Raw genomic sequence first — 26,578 nt, 5'->3', positions numbered from 1 at the left:
GATTTAATTAAACAAGGTTCCTATAGATGATTCTATTATAAATAAACTCACACATATATGAAAAATTTTATATGGGCACTTGCCTTCTTTTGCTCGTTATCTTTGTTTTCTCAAACAACTGTAGACCATTTTTTTTCAACAAAACTTAACACAAAAAGAGACATTATAGTTAAACTACCTGCTTCTTACGGATCTAATCCAAAACGCACTTATCCTATGATATTAGTCCTTGATGCTGAGTTTTTATTTACTTCTTTTGAAAGTACTTTACAATATGGTAATTATTGGGATGATCTACCAGAAGTAATATTAGTTGGAATTAATCAAAACAAAAACAATGAACGTTATGATGATTCACAATTTGATCCAGCAGAAGGTTTACCAACAAAGAAGGGTGCTGATTTTTTTGAATTTATAGGCACTGAACTTTTACCTCATTTAGAAAAAAAATACCGATTAGCCCCTTTTCGTATAATTGCAGGTATGGATGTTACTGCTGGTTTTTTAAATGCATTTTTATATAAAGAAAACCCTTTGTTCGACGGTTATATTTCTATAAGTCCTGAACTTGCAAACGGAATGGAAGGAATCGTAGCACAAAGACTATCAGAAACTAAAAAACCTCTTTTTTACTATCAAGCTACTTCTGATGGGGACTTGAAAAAATTTCAAAAAAACATTAAAATATTAGATCAAAACATACAAACCATCAAAAATGACTTCTTAAATTATAAGTTTGATGACTTCAAAAAATTAGCTCATTACGGAATAGCTCCTAATGCTGTCCCAAGTGCTCTTTACCAATTTTTTGAAATATACCAACCTATTACCGCTATGGAATATCAAGATAAAATCAGTCCTTTAAAAGAAGGTTTTGTAGATTATCTTAACAAAAAATATGAGGCAATAGAAAAATCATTAGGACTAAAAACGAACATACGTTTTAACGATATGAGGGCTATTGAAACCGCTATTAAGAAAAATGAAGCTTGGTATGAATACGAACTTTTGGCTCAGATTTCAGGTCAACAATATGAAAAAACTATGTTGTATGAGTACCACATGGGGATGTATTGGGAAAAAAGAGGGGAAATAAAAAAAGCCTTAAAATTTTATCAAGATTCTTTTAATAAAACAGAGATTGGAGACATTACCAAGGACTTCATGATGAATAAAGCGGAAGAACTTAAAACTAAACTTCCTAAAAAGAATAAAATGAAAGGGGGTAAAGCAAAAGATCAAAAAACAGAAGAAAACATTTTAGAAACGCCTTCTGAAACCTCAACAGAACCACTAAAAGAAGAAAATAAAAAAGAGAATTAATACCCAATGGCCAAAATAAAAACCTCTTTTTTTTGTCAAAGCTGCGGCAGTCAGTTTGCTAAATGGCAAGGACAGTGTACCTCTTGTAAAGAATGGAATACTCTAGTTGAAGAAATAGTTCAAAAAGAAGAAAAAGTGACTTGGAAAACCGAGTCTCCTACTCATAAAAGAGCTCCAAAGCCCCTTTTAGTTCATGAAATTAATTCTACGGAAGAAATCCGAATGAACACAACTGATGGAGAATTAAACCGCGTTTTAGGTGGCGGATTAGTTCCAGGTTCACTAACCTTATTAGGAGGTGAACCTGGCATTGGAAAGAGTACTTTATTGCTTCAAATATCTCTTAAGTTACCTTATAAAACGCTATATGTTTCAGGTGAAGAAAGCCAGAAACAAATAAAAATGCGAGCAGAACGAATTACTACCAAAAATGATAACTGTTATATATTAACAGAAACCAAAACTCAAAACATTTTTAGACAAATTGAAACGATTGAACCCGATGTGGTTATAATAGATTCCATACAAACTTTACAAACGGATTATATAGAATCCTCAGCAGGCAGTATTTCTCAAATTAAAGAATGTACGGCAGAGCTTATTAAATTTGCTAAAGAAACCAATACCCCTGTCATTCTAATTGGTCATATAACAAAGGATGGCACCATTGCAGGACCAAAGATCTTAGAACACATGGTAGATACCGTATTGCAGTTTGAAGGAGATCGAAATCATATTTATCGCATTTTACGATCGCTCAAAAACCGTTTTGGTTCTACATCCGAATTGGGTATTTATGAAATGCTTGGATCAGGACTTAGAGAGGTTAGTAATCCTTCTGAAATACTAATATCTCATAAGGATGAAGAATTATCAGGCACCGCTATAGCCACAACCATGGAAGGTATGCGCCCTCTAATGATTGAAATACAAGCACTCGTTTCTACAGCCGTATATGGAACACCTCAAAGAAGCACTACGGGTTATAATGCCAAAAGACTCAATATGATACTTGCTGTTTTAGAAAAAAGAGCAGGCTTCCGATTAGGGTCTAAAGACGTTTTTTTAAATATTACAGGCGGGATTACAGTAGATGATCCAGCCATTGACCTAGCAGTTGTAGCCGCCATACTTTCTTCTAACGAAGATATTCCCGTAGGAAAAGATATGTGTTTTGCAGGCGAAGTAGGATTATCAGGAGAAATACGCCCCGTTAATAGAATTGATCAACGAATACAAGAAGCGGAAAAACTTGGTTTTTCAACCATATTTGTATCTAAATATAGCAAAATATCATTGAAAAATCATCAAATAACAGTAAAACTAGTTGCCAAAATTGAAGATGTAATCAGTGAATTATTTGGATAAACAAAAAACCTATGAAATCATTGAGTGAAATCCTCCAAACTGTACAAACTTATCATGAATTAGGCGAAACTATAGCTGCTGCCGAATACGTTATTAAAACATTTGATATTATACATCCTAATTTTGGAGGATTTGAGCTCAGAGAGAAAGCAGCTCCTAAATTTATATTAATGACAACAGAAGGTGAATTTGGAAAACCTCAAAAAATACGCATTCCTGAAAATACTTTTGAATTTGAATTCAAACTTATGCTCAATCTGATAACACATGAAATGATACATGTAGGGCAAAAAGCACCCCATAACTTAGTCTGGGATAAAAACGAAAGAGAATGGCAAGCCTATTATGAAATGATTTTTCACAAAACCTACCCCCAAATACCCAGTCCAGCAAACAACCAACAACTTTTTTTTGCCAACAAAGCAATAGAATATTATAACCGTATGGAAAAAGAAGGCTCTCTTCAAAAAAAATATGCAGCACAAAAAAAAGAAATAGAAAATTTTATAGCTTCATTACCCCAATAACTTGATTTATGAAAACAAAAAAACAATGGCTATTTTTATTTATTAAAATATTACCTGTTCTACTTATCCTGTTCATAGGAATCCTGTATTTTTTCCGTGATACCTTATTAGAACAAGCTATTCTAAAAACTCAAAACAAACTCAAAACGGATTATGAAACAACTTTTCAAATAGGTAAAGCTTCTTTTACAGGTACCTCTAGCGTTATCTTAGAAGATATTCAAATACTTCCTTTGAATAAAGACACTTTAGTATCTGTTAAAAAGATTGAAACGGAAATCAGTCTTTTTAAAATTATCACAGGAGATTTACAACTCCAAAATTTAAAAATTGAAAAAGGTTTTATTCAGTTAGTAAAAAACGAAAAAGGAACCAATTTTAGTGCCTTTCTAAAAAAAGACAAATCGGAAGAAACAAATACTGGAAAGCGAAATTATGCACAACTTGCTAATCGTATTTTAACCAAAATACTAAATCTTATCCCTACTCAAATGCGTTTACAAAATTTAGCCCTTCGCATACAAGATATGGATAAAAAGCTAACTTTTCAAATGCAGGATCTTTCTTTAGAAGGTGAAAAACTAAACACTCAAATACAAATTACAACAGATCATTTTTCTCAAAAATGGAATCTACAAGGATATGCTAATGCTCGCAAAAAACAAATGGATTTATTAATTCAATCAGCCGATACAACTCAAATAACACTTCCTTATTTACAGGAAAAGTGGGGAGTCAAAACAGGTTTTGATAAAATTCGATTAAAAGTGGATCAAATTGATATGAATTTTGGAGAATTAACCATTAATGGATTAGCCTCTATAAACAACCTAACCATTAATCATCCTAAAATAGCCTCTAAAGATGTAGTTGTTAAAGAAGCTGAGTTTGATTATCAATTTGTATTAGGAAGTAATTTTATTTCACTCAGTCAAAACTCGTTAGCCAGACTTAATAAAATAAAGGTAAAGCCTTATTTAGAGTACAATACAGCCGAAGATACACTTTATAAACTCAAATTAGATTTAGAAAAAATCAAAGCCCAAGACTTTATCACCTCACTACCTACTGGTCTATTTAGCCATTTTGAAGGAATGCAAGCCCATGGTGACTTTGATTATCATTTAAACTTTCAAGTAAATAGTAATAAACCACATCAATTAATTTTTGATAGTAAATTAAATAAAAACAACCTGCAAATTCTAAAGTATGGACAGGCTAATTTAGAAAAATTAAATTCTGAATTTGAATACAGAGCGATTGAAAATGGAGTCCCTCAACGCCCCATTTGGATAGGGAATACGAATCCTCACTACACCCCTTTTGATTCTATTCCTTCTTATCTAAAAAATGCTGTCTTAACAAGTGAAGATCCCTCTTTTTTTAGACACCGAGGATTTATTACTGAAGCTTTTAAACAATCTATTACTAAGAATATACGTACTAAACGTTTTGCAAGAGGTGCCAGTACGATAAGTATGCAATTAGTAAAAAATGTTTTTTTAACTCGCGAAAAAACATTATCTCGAAAATTAGAAGAAATATTATTAGTTTATATTTTAGAGAACAATCAAATTACTTCTAAACAAAGAATGCTAGAAGTCTATTTTAATATCATAGAATGGGGACCTAATATTTATGGAGTAAGTGAGGCAGCCGAATTTTATTTTCAGAAAAAGCCGCAACAGTTAAGCTTAAACGAGTGTTTGTTTCTAGCTTCTATAGTTCCTAAACCTAAAAAGTTTATGTATCAATTTAATGAAATGGGAAAACAAAAATCAGGTACTGAAAAACATCAAAGATTCATAAAAAATCTAATGTTAAAAAGAGGTTTAATCACTCCTGATGATACCATTGGGCAATCCGTTCCTATATATATATCAGGAAAAGCAAGAAATTTATTACGTATTAAAATACCAAAAGACACAACTCGTTTGGATAGTTTGACAATTATTGAAAAAAAGATTTTTCAATAGTTTTTTATTTAATTTTCAAGCTTTTGCACTAAATTGTACTCTTATAAAGTATAAACTTTCATATTATGCAAAAGATTCTTATAAAATTCATTTTATTGACCTCTGTTTTTGCTTGGGCACAAAATCCTATTTTTACCCAAGCAAAAACAAAAGAAGCAACGGTTTATTTCAATTCAGCTGAAATAATACAACAAGCTAATATTCCTTTAACCAATGGTACTCATGAGGTCGTGGTTAAAAACGTAGCGAATTATTTAAATGAAAATTCAATTCAAATAAGCACCCCATCTCACGTTACTATTCTATCTATACAATTTACTAATGATTATATTTCGGAGTACGATACAAACGAAAGTTCTCCTGAAATAAAAAGAGTAAAAGATAGTATCTCATTACTCAAAAAAGAACTAAATAAAGTAACAAATATTCGAGTTTCAGAACAAAAAACAATTGAGCTTTTAGATAAAAACCAACAAGTTTTTGGTCAAAATTCAGGTTTGAGTGTTCTAGAACTTTCCAAAATGGTTGAGTATTACAAATTAAAACGAACCGAAACTAGTAACACCATTAATATTCTTGAAGAAAGAGAAAAAAAGTTACTCGAACGATTGAATCATTTGAATACTAAACTTGAAACCAACAATTTAAAAAACGAAAAAACCACAACAGGTAAATTGGTTTTACAACTTATGAATACTTCAGCGGGAAATATTCCTCTAGAAATTTCATATATAACACCCAATGCTAGTTGGATTCCTTTTTATGATCTTCGTACAGAAAATATAAAAGATAATATTAACTTGATTTACAAAGCACAAGTTTATCAAAGTACTGGACTTGATTGGAAAAAAATAAAACTCACATTATCTTCTGGAAATCCCAATCAAAATAATCAGGCTCCGATCCTAAATAGCTGGTTTCTTACCTATGGATATCCTAGTTATGGATCCCAACAAAAAAAAGGAGTCATGAATCAATTACAAAGTCGAGTAGCTGGGGGGCAAATAAATACAATAGAAGCGGAATCAGCTCTAGCCGCTCCTTCTTCTATAAGCAATTACACAAATATTGTAGAAAATCAATTACAGACTTCTTTTGAAATAGACATTCCGTATGACATTTTATCTAATGGTAAAGCTCATAGTGTTTCGCTAAAAGATTTTAAAATACCTGCTTCGTTTAAATACTATGCTGCACCAAAAATAGAAAAAGAAGCCTTTTTAATGGCTGAAATAAAAGATTATACAAAATACAACCTGTTAGCAGGCGAGGCAAATATTATTTTCGAAGGTTTATATGTCGGAAAAACTTTTATTAATCCGAATCAAACATCAGATACACTTAACCTAAGTATGGGACGAGACAAAAAGGTATCTATTAAAAGAGAAAAAGTAATGGATCTATCAGGTGTACGCTTTTTATCTTCTAAAAAAGAACAAACATTTACCTATGATATTGTCATTAAAAACAATAAAAAAGAAACTATTTACATGCTTCTAAAAGATCAATACCCTCTTTCAACTGACAAAGAAATAGAAATTGAACTTACAGAAAAAAATGGAGCAAAAGTAAATCCAGAAACAGGAATTTTAACATGGGATCTTCAATTAAAACCTAACGAAATTCAAAAAATACGAATACGTTATATTGTTAAATATCCTAAAGATAAGATAATAAGTAATTTATAATTTTGTAAAAAGGCTATCCCAAATACTATAACGCTTTTATTGAGTCAAAAAAATAGAATAAATCTTTTTTAATTGATACTTTAAATACTTTTTTGGGATAGCCTTAATGATTTATACACCCTTTTTATGGTGCTGGATTAGGATGTAATTCTTGTATTTTATTAACCTCTTTTATTACCTCATCAGTAAGTCGAACCTCAAAAGCATTGATATTCTCTTCTAATTGATCTAATGAAGTTGCTCCTATTATGGTAGAAGTTACAAAAGGTTGATGATGTACAAAGGCTATAGATAACTCTGTTAAAGTAAGTCCTAAGCTATGGGCCAATTCTTGGTATTTAGGGGTTACCTTATAACAGTTTTCGTTAGTATAACGAATAAAGTTAGGAAATTTTCCCATCCTTGAATCGGCAGGAGTCCCATCTAAATATTTACCTGTAAGGAATCCAAAGGCTAATGGTGAATAAGCTAGTAAAGCTAAATTTTCACGCATACAAATTTCTGAAAGTCCTACTTCAAAAAGTCTATTTAATAAGGAATAAGGATTTTGTATACTGGCTATTCTAGGCAAATTATGTTTTTCTGCTTCTATAAGATAACGCATAACTCCCCAAGGGTTTTCATTAGAAACACCTATGCTTCTAATTTTTCCCTCTTTTATCAAACCATCAAAAATGGTTAATATCTCAAAAATAGAGTCTTTCCATTGGTCATCAATTTCGGTCATACCTCTTTTACCAAACATATTCATAACTCTTTCTGGCCAGTGCATTTGGTAAAGGTCTATATAATCTGTTTGCAAATTTTTTAAGCTTAAATCAACTGCTTCATGCAAACTTTTTTTTGAAAAATCTAATGGTTGACGAATATAATCTAACCCTCTGTTAGGCCCTGCAATCTTGGTTGCTAAAATAACTTGATCACGCTTCCCTTTTTTTTTGAACCAACTTCCAATATAACGTTCTGTATTGCCAAATAGCTGTGCATTTCCTCCTATTGGGTACATTTCGGCAGTATCAAAAAAATTAATTCCTCTTTCAAAAGCATAATCCATTTGAATATGTGCCTCTGATTCTGAATTTTGATTCCCAAAAGTCATTGTTCCTAAACAAATATCACTCACTTCTAATTCAGTGTGAGGCAATTTGATATATTTCATCTATGAAATTTTTAATTTATTTAACCTAAAAGGTGTGTTATAAAATTTAAAAGGTTATCTTTTTAATAAAAATAACCTTTATTCAAAGTTTTAGTTACAACTCGTCTAATGCTTTTGTCAACTCATCTAACTTAGGAGTCAAGATGATTTCAATACGACGATTTTTAGCTTTACCCTCTGTCGATTCATTTGACACTAATGGACTGTATTCACTACGTCCAGCAGCTGTTAAGTTTTCTTTTTTAATCTTTGGATTAGCCGATAATAAATTTACGATAGCTGTAGCGCGTTTGGTAGATAAATCCCAGTTGTTTTCAACTCCTCCTCCTAATGTTCCTGTTATTTTATCATTATCAGTATGTCCTTCTATTAAGATTGAAATATCTGGATTATCAGCTAAAACTTTTGAGACTAAATCAACTGCTTTTTTACCGTCTGTTCCTACTGTCCAGCTTCCTGATTCAAATAATAATTTATTTTCCATAGAAACATAGACTTTTCCGTCTTTTTGATGAATCACGAGTCCTTTACCTTCAAAAGCTTTTAAAGATTTAGCTAATGTTTCTCTTAATTTTTTCATAGAAGCTTCTTTAGCTGCTACTAAATTTTCAAGTTCTGTTACACGATCTGAACGATCCTTAAATTCTTTACTTAATTTATCCAAACGGGCTTTTTCAGCAGCAAGGGCTTTTTCTTTTGCTTCTAATTGTGCTAATAATTCTCGGTTTTTGTCCATATTTGCTTTCAAAGCATCATCGCTATTTTTTTCTAAAGCATTATACGAATTTTGTAGCGTAGCCAAATTATTGGAAGTAGCACTATAATCAGCTGCTAACTTATCACGTTCTGCTTTTATTTTTTCCAGTTCAGACTTTACTTTTGCTAAATCTAGATTGGCCTGACTTTTACCAGATTTAAGTAACTCATTTTCATCGGCTAAAGCATTGCGTTCTTTTTTTAGTTCAGCAAACTTATTTTCTAAATCAGTATATATTTTCTTGGAAACACAAGAGGAAGTACTTAAGGCTAACAAAAGTAATCCTATAGAAGTTCTTTTTATCATAATTTAAAACATTTGGGGTTATTAAAATTCTACACACACGGGGCAATGATCAGAATGTTTCGCTTCTGGCAAAATATAGGCTCTTTTCATTTTATTTTGCAAGGGTTCATGCACCAAGCAATAATCAATTCGCCAGCCTTTATTATTAGCACGTGCATTGGCACGATAACTCCACCAGCTGTAATGATGCGGATCCGTATTAAAAAAACGGAAACTATCTATAAATCCTGATTTTATAAATTTATCCAACCATGCTCGTTCTTCAGGTAAAAAACCAGAAACTTTTGCATTTCTTATCGGATCATGTATGTCAATGGCTTCATGACAAATATTATAATCACCACAAATTATAAGATTGGGTACTTCTTTTTTTAGCTGATTTATATAGTTATAAAAATCATCCATATACATAAACTTGTGTTCTAATCTATCTATATTAGTGCCCGAAGGTAAATATAGGCTCATAACAGAACAATCATCAAAATCCAATCTTAGATTTCGTCCTTCCTTATCCATGTGTTCGATACCCGTTCCGTACACAACTTTTTTAGGTTCTATTTTAGAAAGAATAGCCACTCCGCTATATCCTTTTTTTTCTGCAGGAAAATAATATTGATACGGATAACCTGCTAATTCAATGTCCATCACGGGTATTTGATCTTGAGTAGCTTTTATTTCTTGCAAACAAATAACATCAGGATTTGCTGCTTGTAGCCACTCTAAAAAACCTTTTGTAATGGCGGCACGAATACCATTTACGTTGTATGATATAACTTTCATCAAAACGAATTAATAAATTAAACCTAAACGACTGATTATAAATACTATTAATGTAATTAGCTATAGTATAATTGATTTTTTCAAAAGTATAGAATATTTTAGGAGTCTCGCCTTTTTTTTTAAACAATTAACAAACATTTGAATATCAAACAAATCAGAGGATATTTAATAAAAAAATAAATGATTCATTGTTAAACCATTACATATTATATGACTTTTGCTATATTTGCAACTTGCATTAATCGTAAATATAAATGGGTTTAGTCACTGCCAAAGAAGTTGCCAAAGCAATTAAAACTGATAATTATGGTCCTATTGGGACCTTTTCGGGTTGGTTGTTAATGAAAGCACTTCAGATATCAACATTAAATAAAATTTATGACAGGAATAAACATCTATCGGATGTTGAGTTCTTGAATGCAATTTTGGATGAATTCCAAATTAAGTTTGAGATTCCTGAAGAGGATCTAAAAAGACTACCTAAAGGAGGCTCTTATATCACCATTTCTAACCACCCATTAGGCGGTATAGATGGTATATTACTTCTAAAATTAATGCTTGAACGCGAGCCTAATTTTAAAATCATCGCTAATTTCTTATTACATCGTATAGAGCCATTAAAACCGTATATCATGCCTGTGAATCCTTTTGAAAACCATAAGGATGCTAAATCAAGTGTAATTGGTTTAAAAGAAACTTTTCGTCATTTAAGCGATGGAAAACCTTTGGGTATGTTTCCTGCTGGTGAAGTTTCTACTTACAAAGATGGAAAACTCATAGTAGACAAAGAATGGGAAGAAGGAGCTATTAAAGTTATTAGAAAAGCACAAGTTCCTGTGGTACCTATTTATTTTCATGCTAAAAACAGTAAATTATTTTATTTCTTATCGAAACTAAGTAGCACTTTACGAACTGCAAAACTTCCTTCCGAACTACTTACTCAAAAAGATCGTGTAATAAAAGTTCGTATAGGAAAACCAATTTCAGTAGCAGAACAAAATGAGTATACAACTTTAGAAGACTATACGGATTTTTTACGCAAAAAAACATATATGTTAGCGAATGCTTTTGCCGAAGAAAAAAAGCTTTTTGAAGCACCTATTCTAAAACCTACTTCAAAACCCGCAAAAGCAATTGTAACAGGAGCTAATCAAGAAAAAATGATTGAAGAAGTAGCCAAACTTAGAAAAAAAGAGGCTCGATTGCTCCAAAGTAAAAATTATGAAGTATTCTTAACAGAAGCTAGTGAAATCCCTAATATCTTACATGAAATAGGTCGTTTACGAGAAATTACCTTTAGAGCCGTTGGTGAAGGCACTAACGAATCCATTGACTTAGACGAGTTTGACAACTACTACCACCACATGTTTTTATGGGATGATGATACCAAACAAATTGCAGGTGCTTACCGTATGGGATTAGGATCTAGGATTTTTGCTAAATACGGAATAAACGGTTTCTATTTACAAAACCTTTTCCGTTTTGAACCCGAACTGTACGATATGATGAGCAAATCCATCGAAATGGGTCGTGCCTTTATATGTAGTGAATATCAGCAAAAACCAATGCCTTTATTCTTATTATGGAAAGGTATTGTACACACTACACTAAGACATCCTGAACATAAGTTCTTAATAGGTGGAGTAAGTATTAGTAATCAGTTTTCAGAATTTTCAAAATCATTAATGATTGAATTCATGAAATCTAATTTTTACGATCCTTATATTGCTCAATATATTCATCCTAAAAAAGAATACAAGGTAAAATTAAAAGATGCTGATAAGGATTTTGTATTTAACGAAGCAGAATCTGATTTGAATAAATTTGATAAAATCATAGACGAAGTAGAACCTGGTAATTTACGTTTACCTGTTCTAATCAAAAAATACATCAAACAAAATGCTCGAGTAGTTGCCTTTAATGTAGATCCTTTGTTCAACAATGCTATTGATGGACTAATGTACATCCGAATTGCTGACTTACCAGAAAGTACTGTAAAACCAGTAATGGAAGAATTTCAAGCAGAATTAGAAAGAAAATTGAATGATGAACTACAATCTAAATAAGATTTAGTTCTTTTCACACAAAACACAAACACTCACTATATTTTTCTATTTATCATTTTTTACTTATATTTGTTTAAACCAAAATATTTAAAATGCACAATTTCATACAAAAATTTCACTCAGGATGGGCTTATGTAGCCTTAGCTTTATTAGTTTTTGCTATTATTAATAGTTTTTTAGGTAATTCCTCTAATAGAGAATTTACAGCTAAAGACAGAAAAATTGCTTTATTTGGTTTAATTGGTACACATATTCAATTTTTAGTAGGAATTATTTTATACTTTGTTTCTCCAATGGGGTTATCAGGTTTTAATATGAAAGAAGCTGCTTTAAGACTTACTTCTATGGAGCATCCTTTAATAAATCTAATTGCTATAGCATGTGTAACCATTGGATGGTCAAAACATAAAAAAATGGAAACAAGTCATGATAAATTCAAAAAAATAGCTATTTTATACAGTATTGGACTTATCCTAATTCTATCTCGTATACCATGGTCATCTTGGTTATCATAAAAAAACAGTAAGCCCTTTTAATGGGCTTATTTTTTTATACTATTACACAAAATGATTAAAAGAAAAAATTATGATCAACCGTATTTTAATGGGTGTTTCTACACTACTAGCTATACTTTTAACATCAAAATTTTCATTTAAAAAATTTGATTCAAACAGTTTTGAACCTATTAAAATCATTCCTGACACGATCAAAAAAGATTCTTTATCCCCTATTTTAGACAGTTTATCCGTAGAGGAAGGGCTTTACAATTACAAGCTTTACAAAAGCAAAGGACACGCCTCTTATTATGCCAATCGTTTTAACGGGAGGAGAACCGCTAGTGGCGAGCGTTTTTACAATCACAAATTAACTGCTGCCCACCGCAAACTACCATTTGGAACAAGAGTTAGGGTAACTAATTTAAAAAATGGTCGCAAAATAATCGTAAAGATAAATGACCGTGGTCCTCATATTCGCAATCGTGAAATAGACCTATCTCACAAAGCCTTTCATCATTTAGCTAAAGGAAAAGGAGGAGGAGAAATGCCTGTAAAAATTGAAATAGCTCTAAGAAAAGAAAAAAATTAAACTTTTATATCCCATTCGTTATAAGGGTGTCTGCTTAAATAGGCATTGTAAAAACGCATATCTGAGGTAACTTCTAAACCTAGCCATGAGGGCCTATCAAAAAACTCATTTTCTGTCTGCAGCTCTATTTCTGCTAAAAAAAGGCCTTGATTTAAACCTAAAAAAACATCTACTTCAAAGAGGTGTTTTCCAAAAGGAACTTCATAACGTATTTTTTCAACAATTCCCTTTTCACAAAGAGGCAAAAGCAGTTCAGCTTCGTTCAAAGAAATTTCTTTTTCCCATTCTAGTCTAGAAGTTCCAGTGGCATTACTAGCTCCTTTTATGGTAATATATCCTTTTTCGTCTTTTATTCGTACCCTAACTGTCCGCTCAGGAACTGAACTCAAATAACCTTGTACAATTCTATTATTAGACTTGCTTTCTTCCAAAAATTGATTATTTGTAACTAAAAATTTACGTTCTATCTCAATCATAAGATTTTTTTAAATACCCTAACGAAGATACTCTAAGTTTTTTAAATCGATTAACTTTTGATAAAACATTAGTAATTTTGCAATATGGAAAGCCCTATTCGCAAAATAATTCATATAGACATGGATGCCTTTTATGCGTCTGTTGAACAAATGGATCATCCTGAACTAATAGGCCTCCCTATAGCTGTGGGAGGCAGTGAAATTAGAGGCGTTGTATCCGCTGCTAGTTATGAAGCTAGAAAATTTGGCGTACGAAGTGCTATGACTGGCATACAAGCTAAACGCTTATGTCCTGAGTTAATTTTTGTAAAACCTCGTTTTGAGCGATATAGAGAGATTTCTCTGAAAATTAGAAAAATATTTTATGAGTATACTGATCTAGTAGAACCTCTATCTTTAGATGAGGCTTATTTAGATGTAACTCAAAACAAAAAAAACAATCCTAGCGCAACTCTTATAGCTTCTGAAATCAGACAACGTATAGTAGATGAAGTTGGTTTGACCGCTTCAGCAGGGATTTCTATCAATAAATTTGTAGCTAAAATAGCATCTGATTACAACAAACCAAATGGTCAAAAAACGATTCACCCCGATGATGTAACTCTTTTTTTGGAAAGTTTAGATATTAAAAAATTTTATGGTATTGGAAAGGTAACTACCGAAAAGATGTATCAATTAGGAATTTATACGGGTCAAGATCTAAAATCTAAAACAATAGAATATCTAGAGGAACATTTTGGAAAAAGTGGTACTCATTATTATCATCTGGTTAGAGGAATTTCTAACAGTCCTGTAAAACCCAATCGAGCCTCTAAATCTGTTGCAGCAGAACACACTTTTTATACCAATTTAACCTCTGAAATTTTTATGGAGGAAAAATTAGAACGTATTGCTGATGAATTAGCTAAAAGACTCCAAAAACATAAATTATCGGGTAAAACCGTAACACTTAAAATAAAATATTCTGATTTTAGCCAGCAAACAAGAAGTAAAACGCTTCCTTATTTTGTTGCCGATAGAAATGTATTGTTAGAGGTAGCTAAAGAACTTCTTTATCAAGATCGTATGAAAGATTCTGTTCGTTTATTAGGTATTTCTCTCTCTAATTTAAATACAGAAATAAAAAAAACCGTAGTGGTTCAACTACGGTTTGAATTTTAATATTTTTTATTCCTATTCTATTTCAGAAATTCTCAATGTATTTACCATTCCTTTTGCTACAACAGGCATGGCTGCTAAGTTTACCAAAATATCTCCTGGGCTTACAAATCCTTTTTCTACAGCTATTTTATTAATATCATCTATTGTATCATCTGTACTTACAAATTTATCATACATAAAAGCACGAACTCCCCACAATAAGTTTAACTGTGTTAAGATACGAGGATTGGATGTAAACACTAAAACATGGGCATTAGGTCTCCATGCAGAAACCTGAAAGGCTGTATAACCACTATTCGTTAGTGTCGTAATAGCTTTAGCCCCTATGTCACCAGCCAAAATAGCCGCGTGATAACAAATATGTTTTGTTACAAAGCGATTGGTTTTTACTTGCGGTTGTTTTTGAGGCACATGAATTAGTGGTGAATCTTCGACAGCCTCAATAATTTGTGTCATTTTTTCAATTACTTGTATTGGATAATTCCCTACTGAGGTTTCACCTGATAGCATCACTGCATCTGCCCCATCCATTACTGAATTAGCAACATCATTTACCTCAGCACGAGTGGGTGTAAGACTGGTAATCATGGTTTCCATCATTTGAGTTGCTACAATGACAGGAATACGAGCCAATTTGGCGCGGTTAATTAATTTTTTTTGAATTAATGGAACTTCATGTGCTGGCATTTCTACCCCTAAATCCCCACGAGCTACCATAAAACCATCACAATGAGCCACTAACTTATCTAGGTTTTCAATTGCTTCTGGTTTTTCTATCTTGGCAATAACAGGAATCTTATGATCCGAATGTTGTTCTATTAATTCCTTAAGATCTTTAAGATCTTCTGGCGTTCGTACAAAAGATAATGCAATCCAATCTACTTTACTTTCAATTGCAAATAAAGCATCGCGAATATCTTTTTCGGTAAGAGCGGGCAATGATACTTTAGTATTGGGTAAATTAACTCCTTTTTTAGATTTTAATGGTCCTCCTTGAATGACCTTACAAACAACCCTGCTCGTCTCAACATTGCTTGACACCGCTTCAAAAATCAGTTTTCCATCATCTAATAAAATACGTTCTCCTGGGTTCACATCTTTAGGAAATGATTTATAGGTCATATATATATTATCAGGAGTTCCTGGTACATCTTCTACGGTTTGAAAAGTAACTAAATCTCCTTCATTTACTACTACATCTTCCTTCATTACTCCTACACGTAATTTAGGCCCTTGTAAATCAGCTAATATGGCGGTTGTATAGCCATACTCTTCGTTTAATTCTCGAATAATACGAATACGCTCTGCAACATCTGCATAGTCCGCATGGGAAAAATTGATACGAAATACATCAGCACCAGCATCCATCATCTTTTTAATCATTTCTTTAGAACTACAGGCTGGGCCTAGAGTTGCTACTATCTTTGTTTTTTTTTGTGTACGCATTCTTAAAATATCAAATTATTTTTAGATTTAATTTCATTTGGGTTTACTTCATAAACTGTAGAAATCAAATCAATTTTATTCAACTTATAAATTATTTCTCTTAACTCTATTTGTTCATCATGTTCTATTTTTAATACAAAGTCCACTTTCTTTAAATCGGTTACCAAATTTACTTGAGTTGTAATACTATTTTCTTGAAACAATGAATTTCCGATATTTGAAGAAGGAAATTCTATTTCTTGTTTATTTTGTATTAAATCCCACGTCATCATTGCTTCATCGTCTTCGTATGTGAATCTTGAAAAAGTAGCTAGTTGTTTATTGATTTCAACTGGAATTTCATTATTATTTTTAGAAAGTAAAATCCCTAAATTTTGATTGATCTTATATGCCAATCGATAATCTTCTAAAGTAGTATGAATAGCAAGTAGATCATAATCTACTTGATCAAAATCCCCAAGATGAATTTGATGTTTAAGTTTAGTCATACTATTCAACATTAAAAACAAAGGTAAATCTTTTTTAAAAAAGCATTAATATTTATCTTTAAAAATAATCGACAAAAGACAAATTAGAGGAGACAAAATACACTTTTTGTGTTTTAATTATCTACTTATATTCTGCTTTTTATTAGTAGTAATTTATAAATCTGTTTTTTAACCGTTTCATTCTTTTCTAAGTTTTACGTCGATTGTTCAAAACTATATTTATGTTATTTAACCTATTATAATTTTGATTTAAAAACAAATTCCTGTGTGATTGTTTTTCTAATTTTAAATTTTCTGAAATTGCAAGTCAGCTATAATTCTATTTATTCTTTTTGTAAAGAACAAACAATAAAAGTCTTTTTTGTTTTTATTTAAAGCCTTTTACAGAAAGTAAAATTCGCTTTAACTCTATGTCTTATGCTAAATTTACAACTTTTTTTAAAACTAAATTCATTTATAATCCTTTTTATGATAAGTTTATAACTTTTTTAACGAATACCTTTCGTTTTTCTTTCTTAAAAATATATTTAAAGCCTATTTTAACCCAAATATGCGTTATACCCTTTGTAGATAAAGAAGAAAAGGGCAAAGAAGGTAAAATATACGGATTTTTTATCGCAGCTATAGTTTTACATTGAGAACTAAAAATTGAGTTTTTTTTAGATTCAAAGTCGTTTTTATCTGTAATAAATTTCTAATGCGTAATCTGGGTTTAAAAATCATCAATGTTCTTCCTAAAAACTTTCTTTTTATTTATTTTTATCAGATTCTATCTACTAAAGAGAATACCACAGATCAAACAAACGTCTATTAGAGTAACTAAAGGGTTGATAGTGCTTCTTCAATTGTGTCGTATATTTTTTTTAACTGTTGATCTGTTATGATATAAGGAGGCAAAATATAAACGACATTTCCGACAGGACGGAGTATAATTCCTTTGTCTATAAAAAAGTTATATAACTTATTACGAATACCTCCGTAATATGAAATTTCTTCATTTGTTCCAATTTCTAAAGCAAAAATCACTCCTATTACTCGAGAAGTTTTAACCTTTGGATGCGAATTAATTTTTGTTTGAAAACTTAAATGTTGATGATGAATTCTATCAATATTTTTTTGTGTTTCGTCTTTCTGTAGTAATTCAATACTAGCTAAAGCTGCCGCACAACCTGTTGGATTAGCTGTAAAAGTATGTCCGTGAAAAAAAGCATGATTAACCGATTCGTTTTTAAAACCATTAAAAACAAAATCGGTAAAAGAAGTAATGGCCATAGGAATCGTGCCTCCTGTTAAGGCTTTGGATAAGCACATCATGTCTGGATTTTGTTTTAGATAGTTACAAGCAAAAAGTCGTCCCGTTTTACCAAATCCAGTCATTACTTCATCGGCTATGGTAAAAACCGAATGAAATTTACAAATAGCAATCAACTCATCTAAAACAGTTGGCTCATACATTACCATACCTGCTGCCCCTAAAACTAAAGGCTCAAAAATAAATGCGGCTACTTGATTTTCTTTTAAGGCTTTTTGAAGCGCTTCTTTTGATGTTTCTTCTTTTCCTTTTATTGGAACAGGAATTCGGATAACGTTGATTAATGAATCTTGAAAAGCTTCTGTAAACAAACCAATTCCACTTACTGCCATGGCTCCAAAGGTATCTCCATGAAAAGCCTCTTCAAAAGCTATGATTGTATCTTTTTTTATTCCTTTATTAAAAAAGTATTGAAATGAAGCTTTTATAGCTACCTCAACAGCTGTTGATCCATTATCTGAATAAAAGAATTTTTTTTGGTTAGATGGTAATATTTCAACTAATTTTTCTGCTAGTTCTACTGCTCTATTATGTGTAAAACCGCCAAATAAAACGTGTTCTAAAGTAGTTAACTGATTATAAATAGCTTGTGCAATAAATTCATTTGAATGGCCAAAAGGATTTACCCACCATGAGGCAATAGCATCTACATATTCTTTGTTTTTTTCATCCCATAATAAAGCTCCTTTCCCTCTAACGATAGCAGGTAGGATACCCGTTGTTTGATGTTGTGTATAAGGATGCCAATTGTATAATTGGTCTTTTTCAGATAAGGTCATAAAACTGTTTTTTTAACTAAAGGGAATTGAGTATTTATTAATTTTTTCAAAGGTTTTAAAGTTCCAACAGGTTTTCTCTAAATTTATCAGCATAATACGAGATCACGTTTTCGTCAAAATAAGGTTCGTTATCTATACGTCCTATACTTTTTATCCCTGATTTATTAAGAATGATACTTTCTGTTGAAGTATTTTCATCGCCTGAAAAAATAATTCCTGCAACTTTTATCTTTCTATTTCTAAGCAATTCTAAAGTCAGCAGGGTATGATTAATACTTCCTAGATAGTGTCTAGAAACGACTACTACTTTATAATCGGGTTGGATAAGATCTATGACACAGTCTGTTTCGTTTAAGGGAACTAAAATTCCTCCAGCTCCTTCAATTACTAAATGATTATTAGTTATAGGCTCTACAACTTTTTTTAAATCTATCGTAAGATTGTCGATTGTTGCCGCAAGATGTGGACTCGCGGGGGTATTTAATGCGTAAGCATTAGGATGAATGGTTAGTTTGGTATTTTTTACTCTTGTTTTTATTTTATGGCTATCTGAGTTTTCTAAATCTCCTGCTTGAATAGGTTTCCAATAATCTGCTTCTAAAGCCTCTGTAATAATGGCTGATGCAATTGTTTTACCTACATCTGTTCCTATACCTGTAACAAAAATTTTCATTGTATACGATTCTAAATTTTCTACAAAAATAAGGAAAAGAGCTCTTTTTAGTTTCTTTTACTCTTATTCTTTATAGTTTTCAATAGGATTAAGAAATTAAGAAAAATTTATACAGTGTTTTGTAGAATGTCTTTAAAATGTAGCACAGCAACTGTTCTAAATCTAAATTCTGCATTAAACCTAGATTACGCATTAGAAGAAATTTATTACAGAAAAAATGCCTTTGAATTTAAAAAGATGATTGTTTTTCAAATTCAATGTAGTAAAACTACATCTGGGGAAAATTTTCTGTATCTTTTTTGCCTTTTTTATCCTCATGAAAAAGTTTAACGCATAATCTGGGTTAAACTCAATTAAGTGAGCTAACAAGACCCATCTACTTCCCTTGGGTTTTCTTCACAACAACGTCTGGTACGGAATAATATGGTTTTTTAAAAATTATCGTAACGATAGTAATAGAAAACGAAAATAAAAAATTGCGTGTTTATTAAAAAACAAATAGATTAGAGATGATTCAAAGAATTGTAGCTTCTTTAAAAGCAACTACTTAGTAAATAGAATTTGTTTATTGAATATTTCTTTTAAAATAATTCAAGAAGCCATTCGAAAAGTAATTATTTTACATTTAGTTATCCCTTCTCCTAGTTGTTGAAGTACGATTTCTGTAGCATGTAATTTTTCCTTCTGGTTGAAGCGACAAATTGTATTCTTTTTGGGTGGCTCCTTGAATTATAAGCTGGAGGTGTATTGTGTGTGTGTTTAGACGCTAGAATACTCTTTTAATTAAAAACCATAATTAAACCCTAAACCAAATACTTCTCTGATTTGAAAAGCTCCAACTGCATTATCGTCATAAATAGCCTGAAATGCTAAATTGGTAGAGATATATTTATTAACTTTCATTACTAAATTTGCTTGATAGTCTATATCTACATTTCGTGGTTTATCTAAATAATTAGAATATAGATTTAAGATATTTTCCCAAGTAACATTATCCATTAGTTTAAACTTATAATATCCTTGTAATCCGGCACCAAACTCAAAGCGGGTAGACTTACCTTGTTCAACTCCAAAAGAGCTTCCTTTTTCGGTAAAATGTGAATGAACTATTACTAAACGAGTAGTTGCAGGAGCTATATTTAATTTAAAATTTTCATGTTTTTTCCACATCATACCAGGACCTAACTGTAAATAGGCTGGAGAGAAGAAATGTGATATTTTAGTTCCATTTGTATCAAAACCAGAATCCATTTGTGTTTTAAACTCTAAGAAAACAGAATAGAACCAATATCCTTTGGCTCTTTTTCCTAGTACGGAATTATAAAGTAATCGGTCGTCTGACTTACGGACATCGGCATCTTTTTGTTTTGTTAGTCCATAAGCGGCTATGACTTTATTGTCCCAAATTAAGTCTTTTGCTTTGTAATTAAAGTCATAATTAATATTTATATTACCCGCAACGTTTGAGGTTCCACCACCACGCCATTTATCATTAAATGCTGATTGGTTAAATAAAAAATTAAAATTACCTCCTCTTTTCCAACCCACATTGGTAGTGTCTTGCGCTTTTTTTTCAGTTTCAGAAGTTCTTTTTATTAATTCTCCCTCAGTTGTTTGTGCATTAAGCAAAGTTTGACAGATTAAAAAAGCCAAACATAAAAGTGATTTTTTCATAATGTAAATTTTTATTTAGTTCTCTTAAAAATCGGAACCGCTGAACAAGCTTCACCAAACATTACACTTTTTGCTACTTTTTGTAATTGTGTAATGGCCATAATGTATGCTTCTTTCGGAACAGGCTTTCTTGAGCAACCCTTCAAAATTACTGGTTTATCAAGGTATTTACTGAAATCCATTCGTAGAATTTCTTCTATATATAAATTAACATCAATTTTATTTATATCACCAAGGATAATTTTTTTAGCGTATTTATCTAAGTAAGAAGCAACTAATATGGGGGCCCAAGTAGGTAAAATAGCATCCGAACTACAATAAATAGCGCAGTAATGATCTTTATATTGAGACCAATCGTGATTTTTTAAAGTTTCTCTAAAATCTTTTTCTTTTAACAAAAACCCTTCTATAAGCCATTGACTTAAATCAATCCCTGTTCTTACTCCATCGGGATAAAAATCCTCAAGATCAAACACTTCTAAGGAGCTATTAGTTACTTTATTTACAATTTCTTCCATATTTAGTTGCTGTGTTTAGTTTTCAGTCATCGTAAAACTGTCTACTACAACTGAAAACTAAATTTTTAATTAAAGCATTCCTAATTCTAACTTTGCTTCTTCACTCATTAAATCTTTACTCCAAGGTGGGTCAAAAGTAATTTCTACTTCACAAGACTTAACGGCTTCTAATTTTTCAATTTTTTCTTTTACTTCATTAGGAAGTGTTTCTGCTACGGGGCAGTTTGGAGATGTTAATGTCATAAGAATCTTTACATCCATATCTTCATTTACAAAAACATCATAAATTAAGCCTAATTCGTAAATATCTACGGGAATTTCAGGATCGTAAATTCGTTTTAACACTTTTACGACTTCTTCCCCTAAATTAATGTTATCGTTAAATTCTTCCATTTTTATTTCGTTTTGACTCTCATTTTTTCGAGTTTCAGTTAAATACTTTGTATTGGCACTACCTAGCCTAGCTGTGGCTTTAAAATTATTTTTTACTTAAAAATGCTAAAGCGTACATTTTTATTTGTTTAATCATAGATACTAAACCATTTGCTCGTGTAGGCGACAAATGTTCTTTTAAACCTATTTCGTCTATAAAATCTGTTTTAGCATCTAGGATGGCTTGTGCTGGTTGATTTGAAAATGTTCTAATTAATATTCCAATAATTCCTTTGGTTAAAATAGCATCGCTATCTGCTGTAAAAACGATATTCCCTTCTTTTTCTTCCGCATGAACCCAAACTTTAGATTGGCATCCTTTGATTATATTCTCCTCTGTTTTGTATTGTTCTTCGATTAGAGGCAATGATTTTCCTAGCTCAATTATGTATTCATAACGTTGCATCCAATCGTCAAACATTGAAAACTCATCTACAATTTCATTTTGAATTTCTTCTATGGTCATTCTTAATAGAATTTATTTCTGTTAATTATTCTTTGTTTATGTAAGAAACTAATTTGGATACAAATTTTTCAATTTCTACAGGTGGATGTCCATGATCAAATCCTGTTGATTGATATTCTTCTCCCTTTTTTGTTATTTTTAAATCAGCATGGGGTGCTCCATCGTGGTAACGCAATTCGGTAGGCGCTTTTATTTTTTCTAATTCTTTTAAATTAATTTGATCGAATAAGGTTTGCAACTCATCTATTTGTTTCGCCGTTAATTTGACCTCTTTAAAGTCATCTGCATCGCGATTTTCTGTATAACTTAAAGATTTTTGGGTCAGTTTGATTCTTAAACTATACCCTCTTGTATTAGCTGTGTATTCTACAAGCATTTCTTCTTGTTGATTCTTTTTTATTACACTTTCGGTGGATTCTGACGTTATATTGAGTTCTTTGTTTTTTTCATCTGTTATAGCAATTGTTTCAGATGTGGTTAGAGCTGTATTTTTACTTTTACAAGAAACTAGTAAAACTAAGATTGAAAATAAGGTGAGTGCATTTTTTTTCATCTGTATAAAGTTTTTAAGATAACATTATTTTTGCTTTTTTTACAGCTTCTACAAAGATATCTATCTCTTCTTTTGTATTATAAAAAGAGAAACTTGCTCTTACAGTACCTGGAATTTGAAAAAAATTCATGATCGGTTGTGTGCAATGATGACCTGTGCGAACGGCTATACCTAACTTATCTATAATTGTGCCAATGTCGTATGGATGGATTCCTTGAATATTGAAAGAAATTACAGAAGTTTTGTTTACTGAGGTTCCAAATATCTTTAATCCTTCTATTTTTAAAAGTTTTTCAGTAGCGTATTCTAAAAGTTCTTTTTCTTGTTTTTGAATGTTTTCAAAACCTATTTGGTTTAAATAATCAATGGCTGTACCCAAAACAATTCCATCGGCTATATTGGGTGTTCCTGCCTCAAACTTGTGGGGTAATTCAGCGTAAGTAGTTTTTTCAAAAGTTACTTCTTTAATCATTTCACCGCCTCCCATATAAGGAGGTAATTGGTTTAACCATTCTTCTTTTCCGTATAAGATTCCAACGCCGGTTGGTCCACAAATTTTGTGGCCAGAAAACACATAAAAATCGCAGTCTAGTGCTTGAACATCTGGTTTCAAATGAGGAGTCGCTTGTGCTCCATCTATTAAAACAGCAGCTCCTACTTGGTGTGCTTTTTCAATGATATATTCAATAGGATTTATCGTTCCTAAAGCGTTTGAAATATGATTAACTGCAACTATTTTTGTTTTATTAGAAAGGAGCCTGTCAAATTCAGACAAGATCAACTCTCCTTTTTCATTCATTGGTATTACCACTAATTGAGCCCCTGTACGTTCACATAACATTTGCCAAGGCACTATATTACTATGATGTTCTAATGCAGAAACCATTATTTCATCCTCTGAATTTAATAATGTTGTAAAACTACTGGCTACCAAATTAATTCCTTGGGTGGTTCCTGATGTAAATATGACCTCGTAATTATGTTTTGCATTAATATGCAATTGGATCTTATTACGAGATTCTTCATAAGCATCTGTTGCTAACTGACTCAAAGTGTGCACTCCACGATGAATATTAGCATTGATTTCGTTATAGTACTTTGAAATAGCTTCTATAACTACCTCTGGTTTTTGAGCAGTCGCTCCATTATCGAAATATATTAAGGGTTTTCCGTTTACTTTTTGATTTAAAATAGGAAAATCTTCTCTAACTTTTTGGATATCAAACATATTATTCAGAAAAATTCTAAAAGCAAAATTAGTTAATTAGTTAGGATATTTTATTAAAGTTTTCAAAAAGTTTCACCGCTCCCACCTCCACTAAATCCTCCTCCTCCAAATTCAACAGGGTCTTTTTGAATCGTATCAACTGTTGTATTCACTTGGGCATTCACTAAAATTACTTTTATTAAGTCAAAAGCCTTTGGATTTATACTTTTATCCTCTTTAAAAGTTATCCCAATCGTATTGTTTTTAATTTTTTGAATGAAAAAATAGACTATTGCAAACAATATTCCTCCTGCCAATAATAGAGCATATTCCATGGGTAAATAATCATGATAATATCTAATAGTTGCAAAGCTTAATCCAAGAGTTAATAGTCCTATCCATAAAAATGTTCTCTCTTTTTCTTTTAATCCATAAAAGATATAAAAAATTGGGATAACAAAAGTAGTAATGTAAAACAAGGAAGCTAAAGGGATCTCTTGGAGCTTAGAAAAATCGTCTTCTAATAAAATTTTGGATAATTCTCTAACTGAAAAATAGTTAAGTGATAGGTAAGCTAACAGTATACTAACTATTTTTGCTGTAAAAAACACATTTTTATAGATATAATAGTTTATGTATTGTGATATTTTTAATTGTATGCAGTAAATCCCTACTGCTGCAATAAAAAACAATAGAGCCAGTATAAAGGAAGAAATATTTTTTTGTATAATTGCCCAATATCCTACGTAACTTACTAAACTTACTAAAAAAATAAGAATAGATGGGGTATGCACATAACGTATAGTTGTAAAAGCGGTCGTTAGAATAATAGTTATAAAGATACAGTTTATATTTTCGCTAAATATACTTGTAGCAATTCCAAAGAATAATGTTATAGATACTATAAACGAATCATCTAATCCGTAGGAAAAATATTTTTGGTTGCGTAAAAATTCAGAAATGACAATTGTTATAATTCCTGCAATAAAAGCACACGCACCAAGCATTCTTGTGTTTTCTATAAACGAAAAAGCCAAACAAAACAAACCAAAAATAGAAGATAGTAAAAAGTTTCCTAGTATAAAAAATCCTATTCTAAGTAAAATATTAGAATTGGTTTTAGTTGTAATAGTTTTTTTTTCGAGTTCTTCAAACTGATTTTGATTGATAATTTCTAATTGGACTAATTTTCGTGTTTCTTCTAAAAGAAAATGATTTTGGATCGTATTGAAATTACTTGCTAGCATAAGCTTTCTTTTTAAAATTACGAATTTGTTTGATAAAAAACAGTATTGATCCCAGTACATAAAATGGCGTAAAAAGGGTTAAAAAAGTCGTAATTTGATCTAAATCAAAATAATATATTATTCTAAAAAATAATATATCAAAACCTATATAACCATAAAACAAGGTAAATATATACCAAGAAATTGTTGCATATTGCAGACTTTTCTTGTAAAAAAAACAAGCCACAAACACTAAAATAAATGAATATAAAAACCAAAAGTTTTTTTGTGCAAACCCTATTAAACCAATTAAAAAAAGTAAATGCAATGCAAAAGTTAGGAAGACAGTACTAAAATGAACCTTTAAGTTGTTTTTTTCTGAATAATATTCCCAAATAAGTAAAAGACCTCCAAATATTAATCCAGAACTAAGTAAAAGGCTATCATTTAAAAAATCGTTTTCAAATAACGTTTGAATCTTTAAAGTTAATCCTATAAAACTTCCTAAAGCAGTAATACTTATTACAAGCGCGTTTTTATTATCAAAGTAATAAGCCATTCCTAAAGCTATAAATCCAGATATTAAGGAGGTTAAACTATAATCTGTATTCTTTATATGAAAATGATATTGAGCATACCCTATTAAGGTACATATCAGAATGGTTGTAAAAAGGACTAGATAATCATATAGCGGATTTTCAAAGGAAATTTTTTCTTTTGAAAATCCTTTAGCTTTTCTATAACTAAAACAGAAACATACTAGTGTAACAATGGCTAGCAATAGAAGCAAAATAGTATGCCCTATAGTATTAATATTCTTATATATAATAATTCCTATTCCACTTGTAAAAAATAAAATGGATAGATAAACCAAAAATAACAACTCATTTCTAACAGAAAAAATACCTAGCTTGTAATATTCTTTTATTGCCTGATACTGTTCTTGTTTGATAAAATTTTTCGTAAAAAGCAAATCAAAAATTTTAGTCATAAAAATCTATTTTTCCAAATATAAAGAAGAATCGATCTATTTTTATATAATCCTAAAAAACTTTATCTTGCAATAAATAAACATTTTTATGAAATACCCGTTAATAGAAGTGGCAAGCCCACTGAAAAGAGATAAAAGGG

The 26,578-nt window shown here is 31.0% G+C and carries 25 protein-coding genes; 9 read left to right on the top strand and 16 right to left on the bottom strand.

The features are described 5' to 3' along the window. Nucleotides 1–57: 57 nt before the first annotated feature. The 5 genes from B0A78_RS02755 (at nucleotide 58) to B0A78_RS02735 (ending at nucleotide 6,882) form a co-directional block, all read left to right on the top strand. Nucleotides 58–1,323 carry an alpha/beta hydrolase gene (locus tag B0A78_RS02755; protein WP_014166727.1) on the top strand — a complete coding sequence of 422 codons (1,266 nt, stop codon included), beginning with the start codon at nucleotides 58–60 and terminating at the stop codon, nucleotides 1,321–1,323. A 6-nt stretch (nucleotides 1,324–1,329) separates the two neighbouring features. Then, on the top strand, nucleotides 1,330–2,691 hold the full coding sequence (radA, locus tag B0A78_RS02750) for a DNA repair protein RadA (protein WP_065213803.1): 1,362 nt from the start codon (nucleotides 1,330–1,332) through the stop codon (nucleotides 2,689–2,691). An 11-nt stretch (nucleotides 2,692–2,702) separates the two neighbouring features. Further along, nucleotides 2,703–3,218, top strand: coding sequence for a hypothetical protein (locus B0A78_RS02745; protein WP_065213804.1), 516 nt, complete (start codon nucleotides 2,703–2,705; stop codon nucleotides 3,216–3,218). A gap of 8 nt (nucleotides 3,219–3,226) precedes the next feature. Further along, entirely contained in the window at nucleotides 3,227–5,194 is a 1,968-nt protein-coding gene (locus B0A78_RS02740; protein WP_065213805.1) for a transglycosylase domain-containing protein, read from the top strand. 65 nt (nucleotides 5,195–5,259) lie between these two features. Next, on the top strand, nucleotides 5,260–6,882 hold the full coding sequence (locus tag B0A78_RS02735; protein ID WP_014166723.1) for a DUF4139 domain-containing protein: 1,623 nt from the start codon (nucleotides 5,260–5,262) through the stop codon (nucleotides 6,880–6,882). 124 nt (nucleotides 6,883–7,006) lie between these two features. Here B0A78_RS02735 and B0A78_RS02730 read toward each other — a convergent pair whose 3' ends face one another. The 3 genes from B0A78_RS02730 to B0A78_RS02720 form a co-directional block, all read right to left on the bottom strand. Next, nucleotides 7,007–8,041 carry an aldo/keto reductase gene (locus B0A78_RS02730; RefSeq protein ID WP_014166722.1) on the bottom strand — a complete coding sequence of 345 codons (1,035 nt, stop codon included), beginning with the start codon at nucleotides 8,039–8,041 and terminating at the stop codon, nucleotides 7,007–7,009. Between the two features lie 94 nt (nucleotides 8,042–8,135). Then, on the bottom strand, nucleotides 8,136–9,104 hold the full coding sequence (locus B0A78_RS02725) for an OmpA family protein (protein ID WP_014166721.1): 969 nt from the start codon (nucleotides 9,102–9,104) through the stop codon (nucleotides 8,136–8,138). Nucleotides 9,105–9,125: 21 nt separating this feature from the next. Next, nucleotides 9,126–9,884, bottom strand: a complete 759-nt coding sequence (locus B0A78_RS02720; RefSeq protein WP_065213806.1) for an exodeoxyribonuclease III — start codon at nucleotides 9,882–9,884, stop codon at nucleotides 9,126–9,128. A 254-nt stretch (nucleotides 9,885–10,138) separates the two neighbouring features. Here B0A78_RS02720 and B0A78_RS02715 point away from each other — a divergent pair, with 254 nt between their 5' ends. From B0A78_RS02715 to B0A78_RS02705, 3 genes are all read left to right on the top strand, one after another. Further along, nucleotides 10,139–11,950 carry a GNAT family N-acyltransferase gene (locus tag B0A78_RS02715; RefSeq protein ID WP_065213807.1) on the top strand — a complete coding sequence of 604 codons (1,812 nt, stop codon included), beginning with the start codon at nucleotides 10,139–10,141 and terminating at the stop codon, nucleotides 11,948–11,950. Between the two features lie 92 nt (nucleotides 11,951–12,042). Continuing rightward, entirely contained in the window at nucleotides 12,043–12,465 is a 423-nt protein-coding gene (locus B0A78_RS02710) for a hypothetical protein (protein ID WP_014166718.1), read from the top strand. 70 nt (nucleotides 12,466–12,535) lie between these two features. Then, nucleotides 12,536–13,036 carry a septal ring lytic transglycosylase RlpA family protein gene (locus B0A78_RS02705; protein WP_014166717.1) on the top strand — a complete coding sequence of 167 codons (501 nt, stop codon included), beginning with the start codon at nucleotides 12,536–12,538 and terminating at the stop codon, nucleotides 13,034–13,036. Here B0A78_RS02705 and B0A78_RS02700 read toward each other — a convergent pair. After that, nucleotides 13,033–13,512 carry a CYTH domain-containing protein gene (locus B0A78_RS02700; RefSeq protein ID WP_014166716.1) on the bottom strand — a complete coding sequence of 160 codons (480 nt, stop codon included), beginning with the start codon at nucleotides 13,510–13,512 and terminating at the stop codon, nucleotides 13,033–13,035. The genes B0A78_RS02705 and B0A78_RS02700 overlap by 4 nt on opposite strands. An 84-nt stretch (nucleotides 13,513–13,596) precedes the next feature. Between B0A78_RS02700 and dinB the strand changes: the two genes are divergently transcribed. Then, entirely contained in the window at nucleotides 13,597–14,673 is a 1,077-nt protein-coding gene (gene dinB, locus B0A78_RS02695; RefSeq protein WP_014166715.1) for a DNA polymerase IV, read from the top strand. A gap of 12 nt (nucleotides 14,674–14,685) precedes the next feature. On the opposite strand, the gene pyk is transcribed toward dinB, so the two are convergent. The 12 genes from pyk to B0A78_RS02625 form a co-directional block, all read right to left on the bottom strand. Next, complete coding sequence (gene pyk, locus B0A78_RS02690; protein ID WP_065213808.1) at nucleotides 14,686–16,119, bottom strand: pyruvate kinase; 1,434 nt, start codon at nucleotides 16,117–16,119, stop codon at nucleotides 14,686–14,688. Nucleotides 16,120–16,121: 2 nt separating this feature from the next. Continuing rightward, entirely contained in the window at nucleotides 16,122–16,607 is a 486-nt protein-coding gene (locus tag B0A78_RS02685) for an IPExxxVDY family protein (protein ID WP_014166713.1), read from the bottom strand. Nucleotides 16,608–17,426: 819 nt separating this feature from the next. Continuing rightward, nucleotides 17,427–18,698 (bottom strand): adenosylmethionine--8-amino-7-oxononanoate transaminase, encoded by a 1,272-nt coding sequence (bioA, locus tag B0A78_RS02675; RefSeq protein WP_014166711.1) that lies wholly within the window; start codon nucleotides 18,696–18,698, stop codon nucleotides 17,427–17,429. A 55-nt stretch (nucleotides 18,699–18,753) separates the two neighbouring features. Beyond that, nucleotides 18,754–19,371 (bottom strand): dethiobiotin synthase, encoded by a 618-nt coding sequence (bioD, locus tag B0A78_RS02670; protein ID WP_014166710.1) that lies wholly within the window; start codon nucleotides 19,369–19,371, stop codon nucleotides 18,754–18,756. Between the two features lie 783 nt (nucleotides 19,372–20,154). Continuing rightward, nucleotides 20,155–21,045, bottom strand: coding sequence for a DUF3078 domain-containing protein (locus B0A78_RS02660; RefSeq protein ID WP_065213809.1), 891 nt, complete (start codon nucleotides 21,043–21,045; stop codon nucleotides 20,155–20,157). Nucleotides 21,046–21,056: 11 nt separating this feature from the next. Beyond that, nucleotides 21,057–21,563: a DUF2480 family protein gene (locus B0A78_RS02655; RefSeq protein ID WP_014166707.1), complete on the bottom strand. Its 507-nt coding sequence runs from the start codon at nucleotides 21,561–21,563 to the stop codon at nucleotides 21,057–21,059. 69 nt (nucleotides 21,564–21,632) lie between these two features. Then, nucleotides 21,633–21,956: an SUF system Fe-S cluster assembly protein gene (locus B0A78_RS02650; RefSeq protein ID WP_014166706.1), complete on the bottom strand. Its 324-nt coding sequence runs from the start codon at nucleotides 21,954–21,956 to the stop codon at nucleotides 21,633–21,635. An 85-nt stretch (nucleotides 21,957–22,041) separates the two neighbouring features. Continuing rightward, nucleotides 22,042–22,461 (bottom strand): SufE family protein, encoded by a 420-nt coding sequence (locus B0A78_RS02645; protein ID WP_014166705.1) that lies wholly within the window; start codon nucleotides 22,459–22,461, stop codon nucleotides 22,042–22,044. Nucleotides 22,462–22,486: 25 nt separating this feature from the next. Next, the gene (locus tag B0A78_RS02640) at nucleotides 22,487–23,014 is read right to left on the bottom strand and encodes a hypothetical protein (protein ID WP_014166704.1); all 528 of its coding nucleotides are present in this window, start codon (nucleotides 23,012–23,014) and stop codon (nucleotides 22,487–22,489) included. A gap of 13 nt (nucleotides 23,015–23,027) precedes the next feature. After that, nucleotides 23,028–24,242 (bottom strand): aminotransferase class V-fold PLP-dependent enzyme, encoded by a 1,215-nt coding sequence (locus tag B0A78_RS02635; protein ID WP_014166703.1) that lies wholly within the window; start codon nucleotides 24,240–24,242, stop codon nucleotides 23,028–23,030. A 62-nt stretch (nucleotides 24,243–24,304) separates the two neighbouring features. Further along, nucleotides 24,305–25,468, bottom strand: a complete 1,164-nt coding sequence (locus B0A78_RS02630; RefSeq protein ID WP_014166702.1) for a hypothetical protein — start codon at nucleotides 25,466–25,468, stop codon at nucleotides 24,305–24,307. After that, the gene (locus B0A78_RS02625; RefSeq protein ID WP_014166701.1) at nucleotides 25,455–26,438 is read right to left on the bottom strand and encodes a DUF2157 domain-containing protein; all 984 of its coding nucleotides are present in this window, start codon (nucleotides 26,436–26,438) and stop codon (nucleotides 25,455–25,457) included. Before B0A78_RS02625 ends, B0A78_RS02630 begins: the two co-directional genes overlap by 14 nt. Nucleotides 26,439–26,578 lie beyond the last annotated feature (140 nt).

This window comes from Flavobacterium columnare NBRC 100251 = ATCC 23463, assembly GCF_002530675.1.
GTDB lineage: Bacteria > Bacteroidota > Bacteroidia > Flavobacteriales > Flavobacteriaceae > Flavobacterium > Flavobacterium columnare.
This window is presented reverse-complemented; position numbering and strand designations above follow the sequence as displayed.

Bases quoted from the DNA above. Each gene is read 5' to 3' on its own strand.
- B0A78_RS02755 (WP_014166727.1), top strand. From the start codon at position 58: ATGAAAAATTTTATATGGGCACTTGCCTTCTTTTGCTCGTTATCTTTG.
- radA (WP_065213803.1), top strand. From the start codon at position 1,330: ATGGCCAAAATAAAAACCTCTTTTTTTTGTCAAAGCTGCGGCAGTCAG.
- B0A78_RS02745 (WP_065213804.1), top strand. From the start codon at position 2,703: ATGAAATCATTGAGTGAAATCCTCCAAACTGTACAAACTTATCATGAA.
- B0A78_RS02740 (WP_065213805.1), top strand. From the start codon at position 3,227: ATGAAAACAAAAAAACAATGGCTATTTTTATTTATTAAAATATTACCT.
- B0A78_RS02735 (WP_014166723.1), top strand. From the start codon at position 5,260: ATGCAAAAGATTCTTATAAAATTCATTTTATTGACCTCTGTTTTTGCT.
- B0A78_RS02730 (WP_014166722.1), bottom strand. From the start codon at position 8,041: ATGAAATATATCAAATTGCCTCACACTGAATTAGAAGTGAGTGATATT.
- B0A78_RS02725 (WP_014166721.1), bottom strand. From the start codon at position 9,104: ATGATAAAAAGAACTTCTATAGGATTACTTTTGTTAGCCTTAAGTACT.
- B0A78_RS02720 (WP_065213806.1), bottom strand. From the start codon at position 9,884: ATGAAAGTTATATCATACAACGTAAATGGTATTCGTGCCGCCATTACA.
- B0A78_RS02715 (WP_065213807.1), top strand. From the start codon at position 10,139: ATGGGTTTAGTCACTGCCAAAGAAGTTGCCAAAGCAATTAAAACTGAT.
- B0A78_RS02710 (WP_014166718.1), top strand. From the start codon at position 12,043: ATGCACAATTTCATACAAAAATTTCACTCAGGATGGGCTTATGTAGCC.
- B0A78_RS02705 (WP_014166717.1), top strand. From the start codon at position 12,536: ATGATCAACCGTATTTTAATGGGTGTTTCTACACTACTAGCTATACTT.
- B0A78_RS02700 (WP_014166716.1), bottom strand. From the start codon at position 13,512: ATGATTGAGATAGAACGTAAATTTTTAGTTACAAATAATCAATTTTTG.
- dinB (WP_014166715.1), top strand. From the start codon at position 13,597: ATGGAAAGCCCTATTCGCAAAATAATTCATATAGACATGGATGCCTTT.
- pyk (WP_065213808.1), bottom strand. From the start codon at position 16,119: ATGCGTACACAAAAAAAAACAAAGATAGTAGCAACTCTAGGCCCAGCC.
- B0A78_RS02685 (WP_014166713.1), bottom strand. From the start codon at position 16,607: ATGACTAAACTTAAACATCAAATTCATCTTGGGGATTTTGATCAAGTA.
- bioA (WP_014166711.1), bottom strand. From the start codon at position 18,698: ATGACCTTATCTGAAAAAGACCAATTATACAATTGGCATCCTTATACA.
- bioD (WP_014166710.1), bottom strand. From the start codon at position 19,371: ATGAAAATTTTTGTTACAGGTATAGGAACAGATGTAGGTAAAACAATT.
- B0A78_RS02660 (WP_065213809.1), bottom strand. From the start codon at position 21,045: ATGAAAAAATCACTTTTATGTTTGGCTTTTTTAATCTGTCAAACTTTG.
- B0A78_RS02655 (WP_014166707.1), bottom strand. From the start codon at position 21,563: ATGGAAGAAATTGTAAATAAAGTAACTAATAGCTCCTTAGAAGTGTTT.
- B0A78_RS02650 (WP_014166706.1), bottom strand. From the start codon at position 21,956: ATGGAAGAATTTAACGATAACATTAATTTAGGGGAAGAAGTCGTAAAA.
- B0A78_RS02645 (WP_014166705.1), bottom strand. From the start codon at position 22,461: ATGACCATAGAAGAAATTCAAAATGAAATTGTAGATGAGTTTTCAATG.
- B0A78_RS02640 (WP_014166704.1), bottom strand. From the start codon at position 23,014: ATGAAAAAAAATGCACTCACCTTATTTTCAATCTTAGTTTTACTAGTT.
- B0A78_RS02635 (WP_014166703.1), bottom strand. From the start codon at position 24,242: ATGTTTGATATCCAAAAAGTTAGAGAAGATTTTCCTATTTTAAATCAA.
- B0A78_RS02630 (WP_014166702.1), bottom strand. From the start codon at position 25,468: ATGCTAGCAAGTAATTTCAATACGATCCAAAATCATTTTCTTTTAGAA.
- B0A78_RS02625 (WP_014166701.1), bottom strand. From the start codon at position 26,438: ATGACTAAAATTTTTGATTTGCTTTTTACGAAAAATTTTATCAAACAA.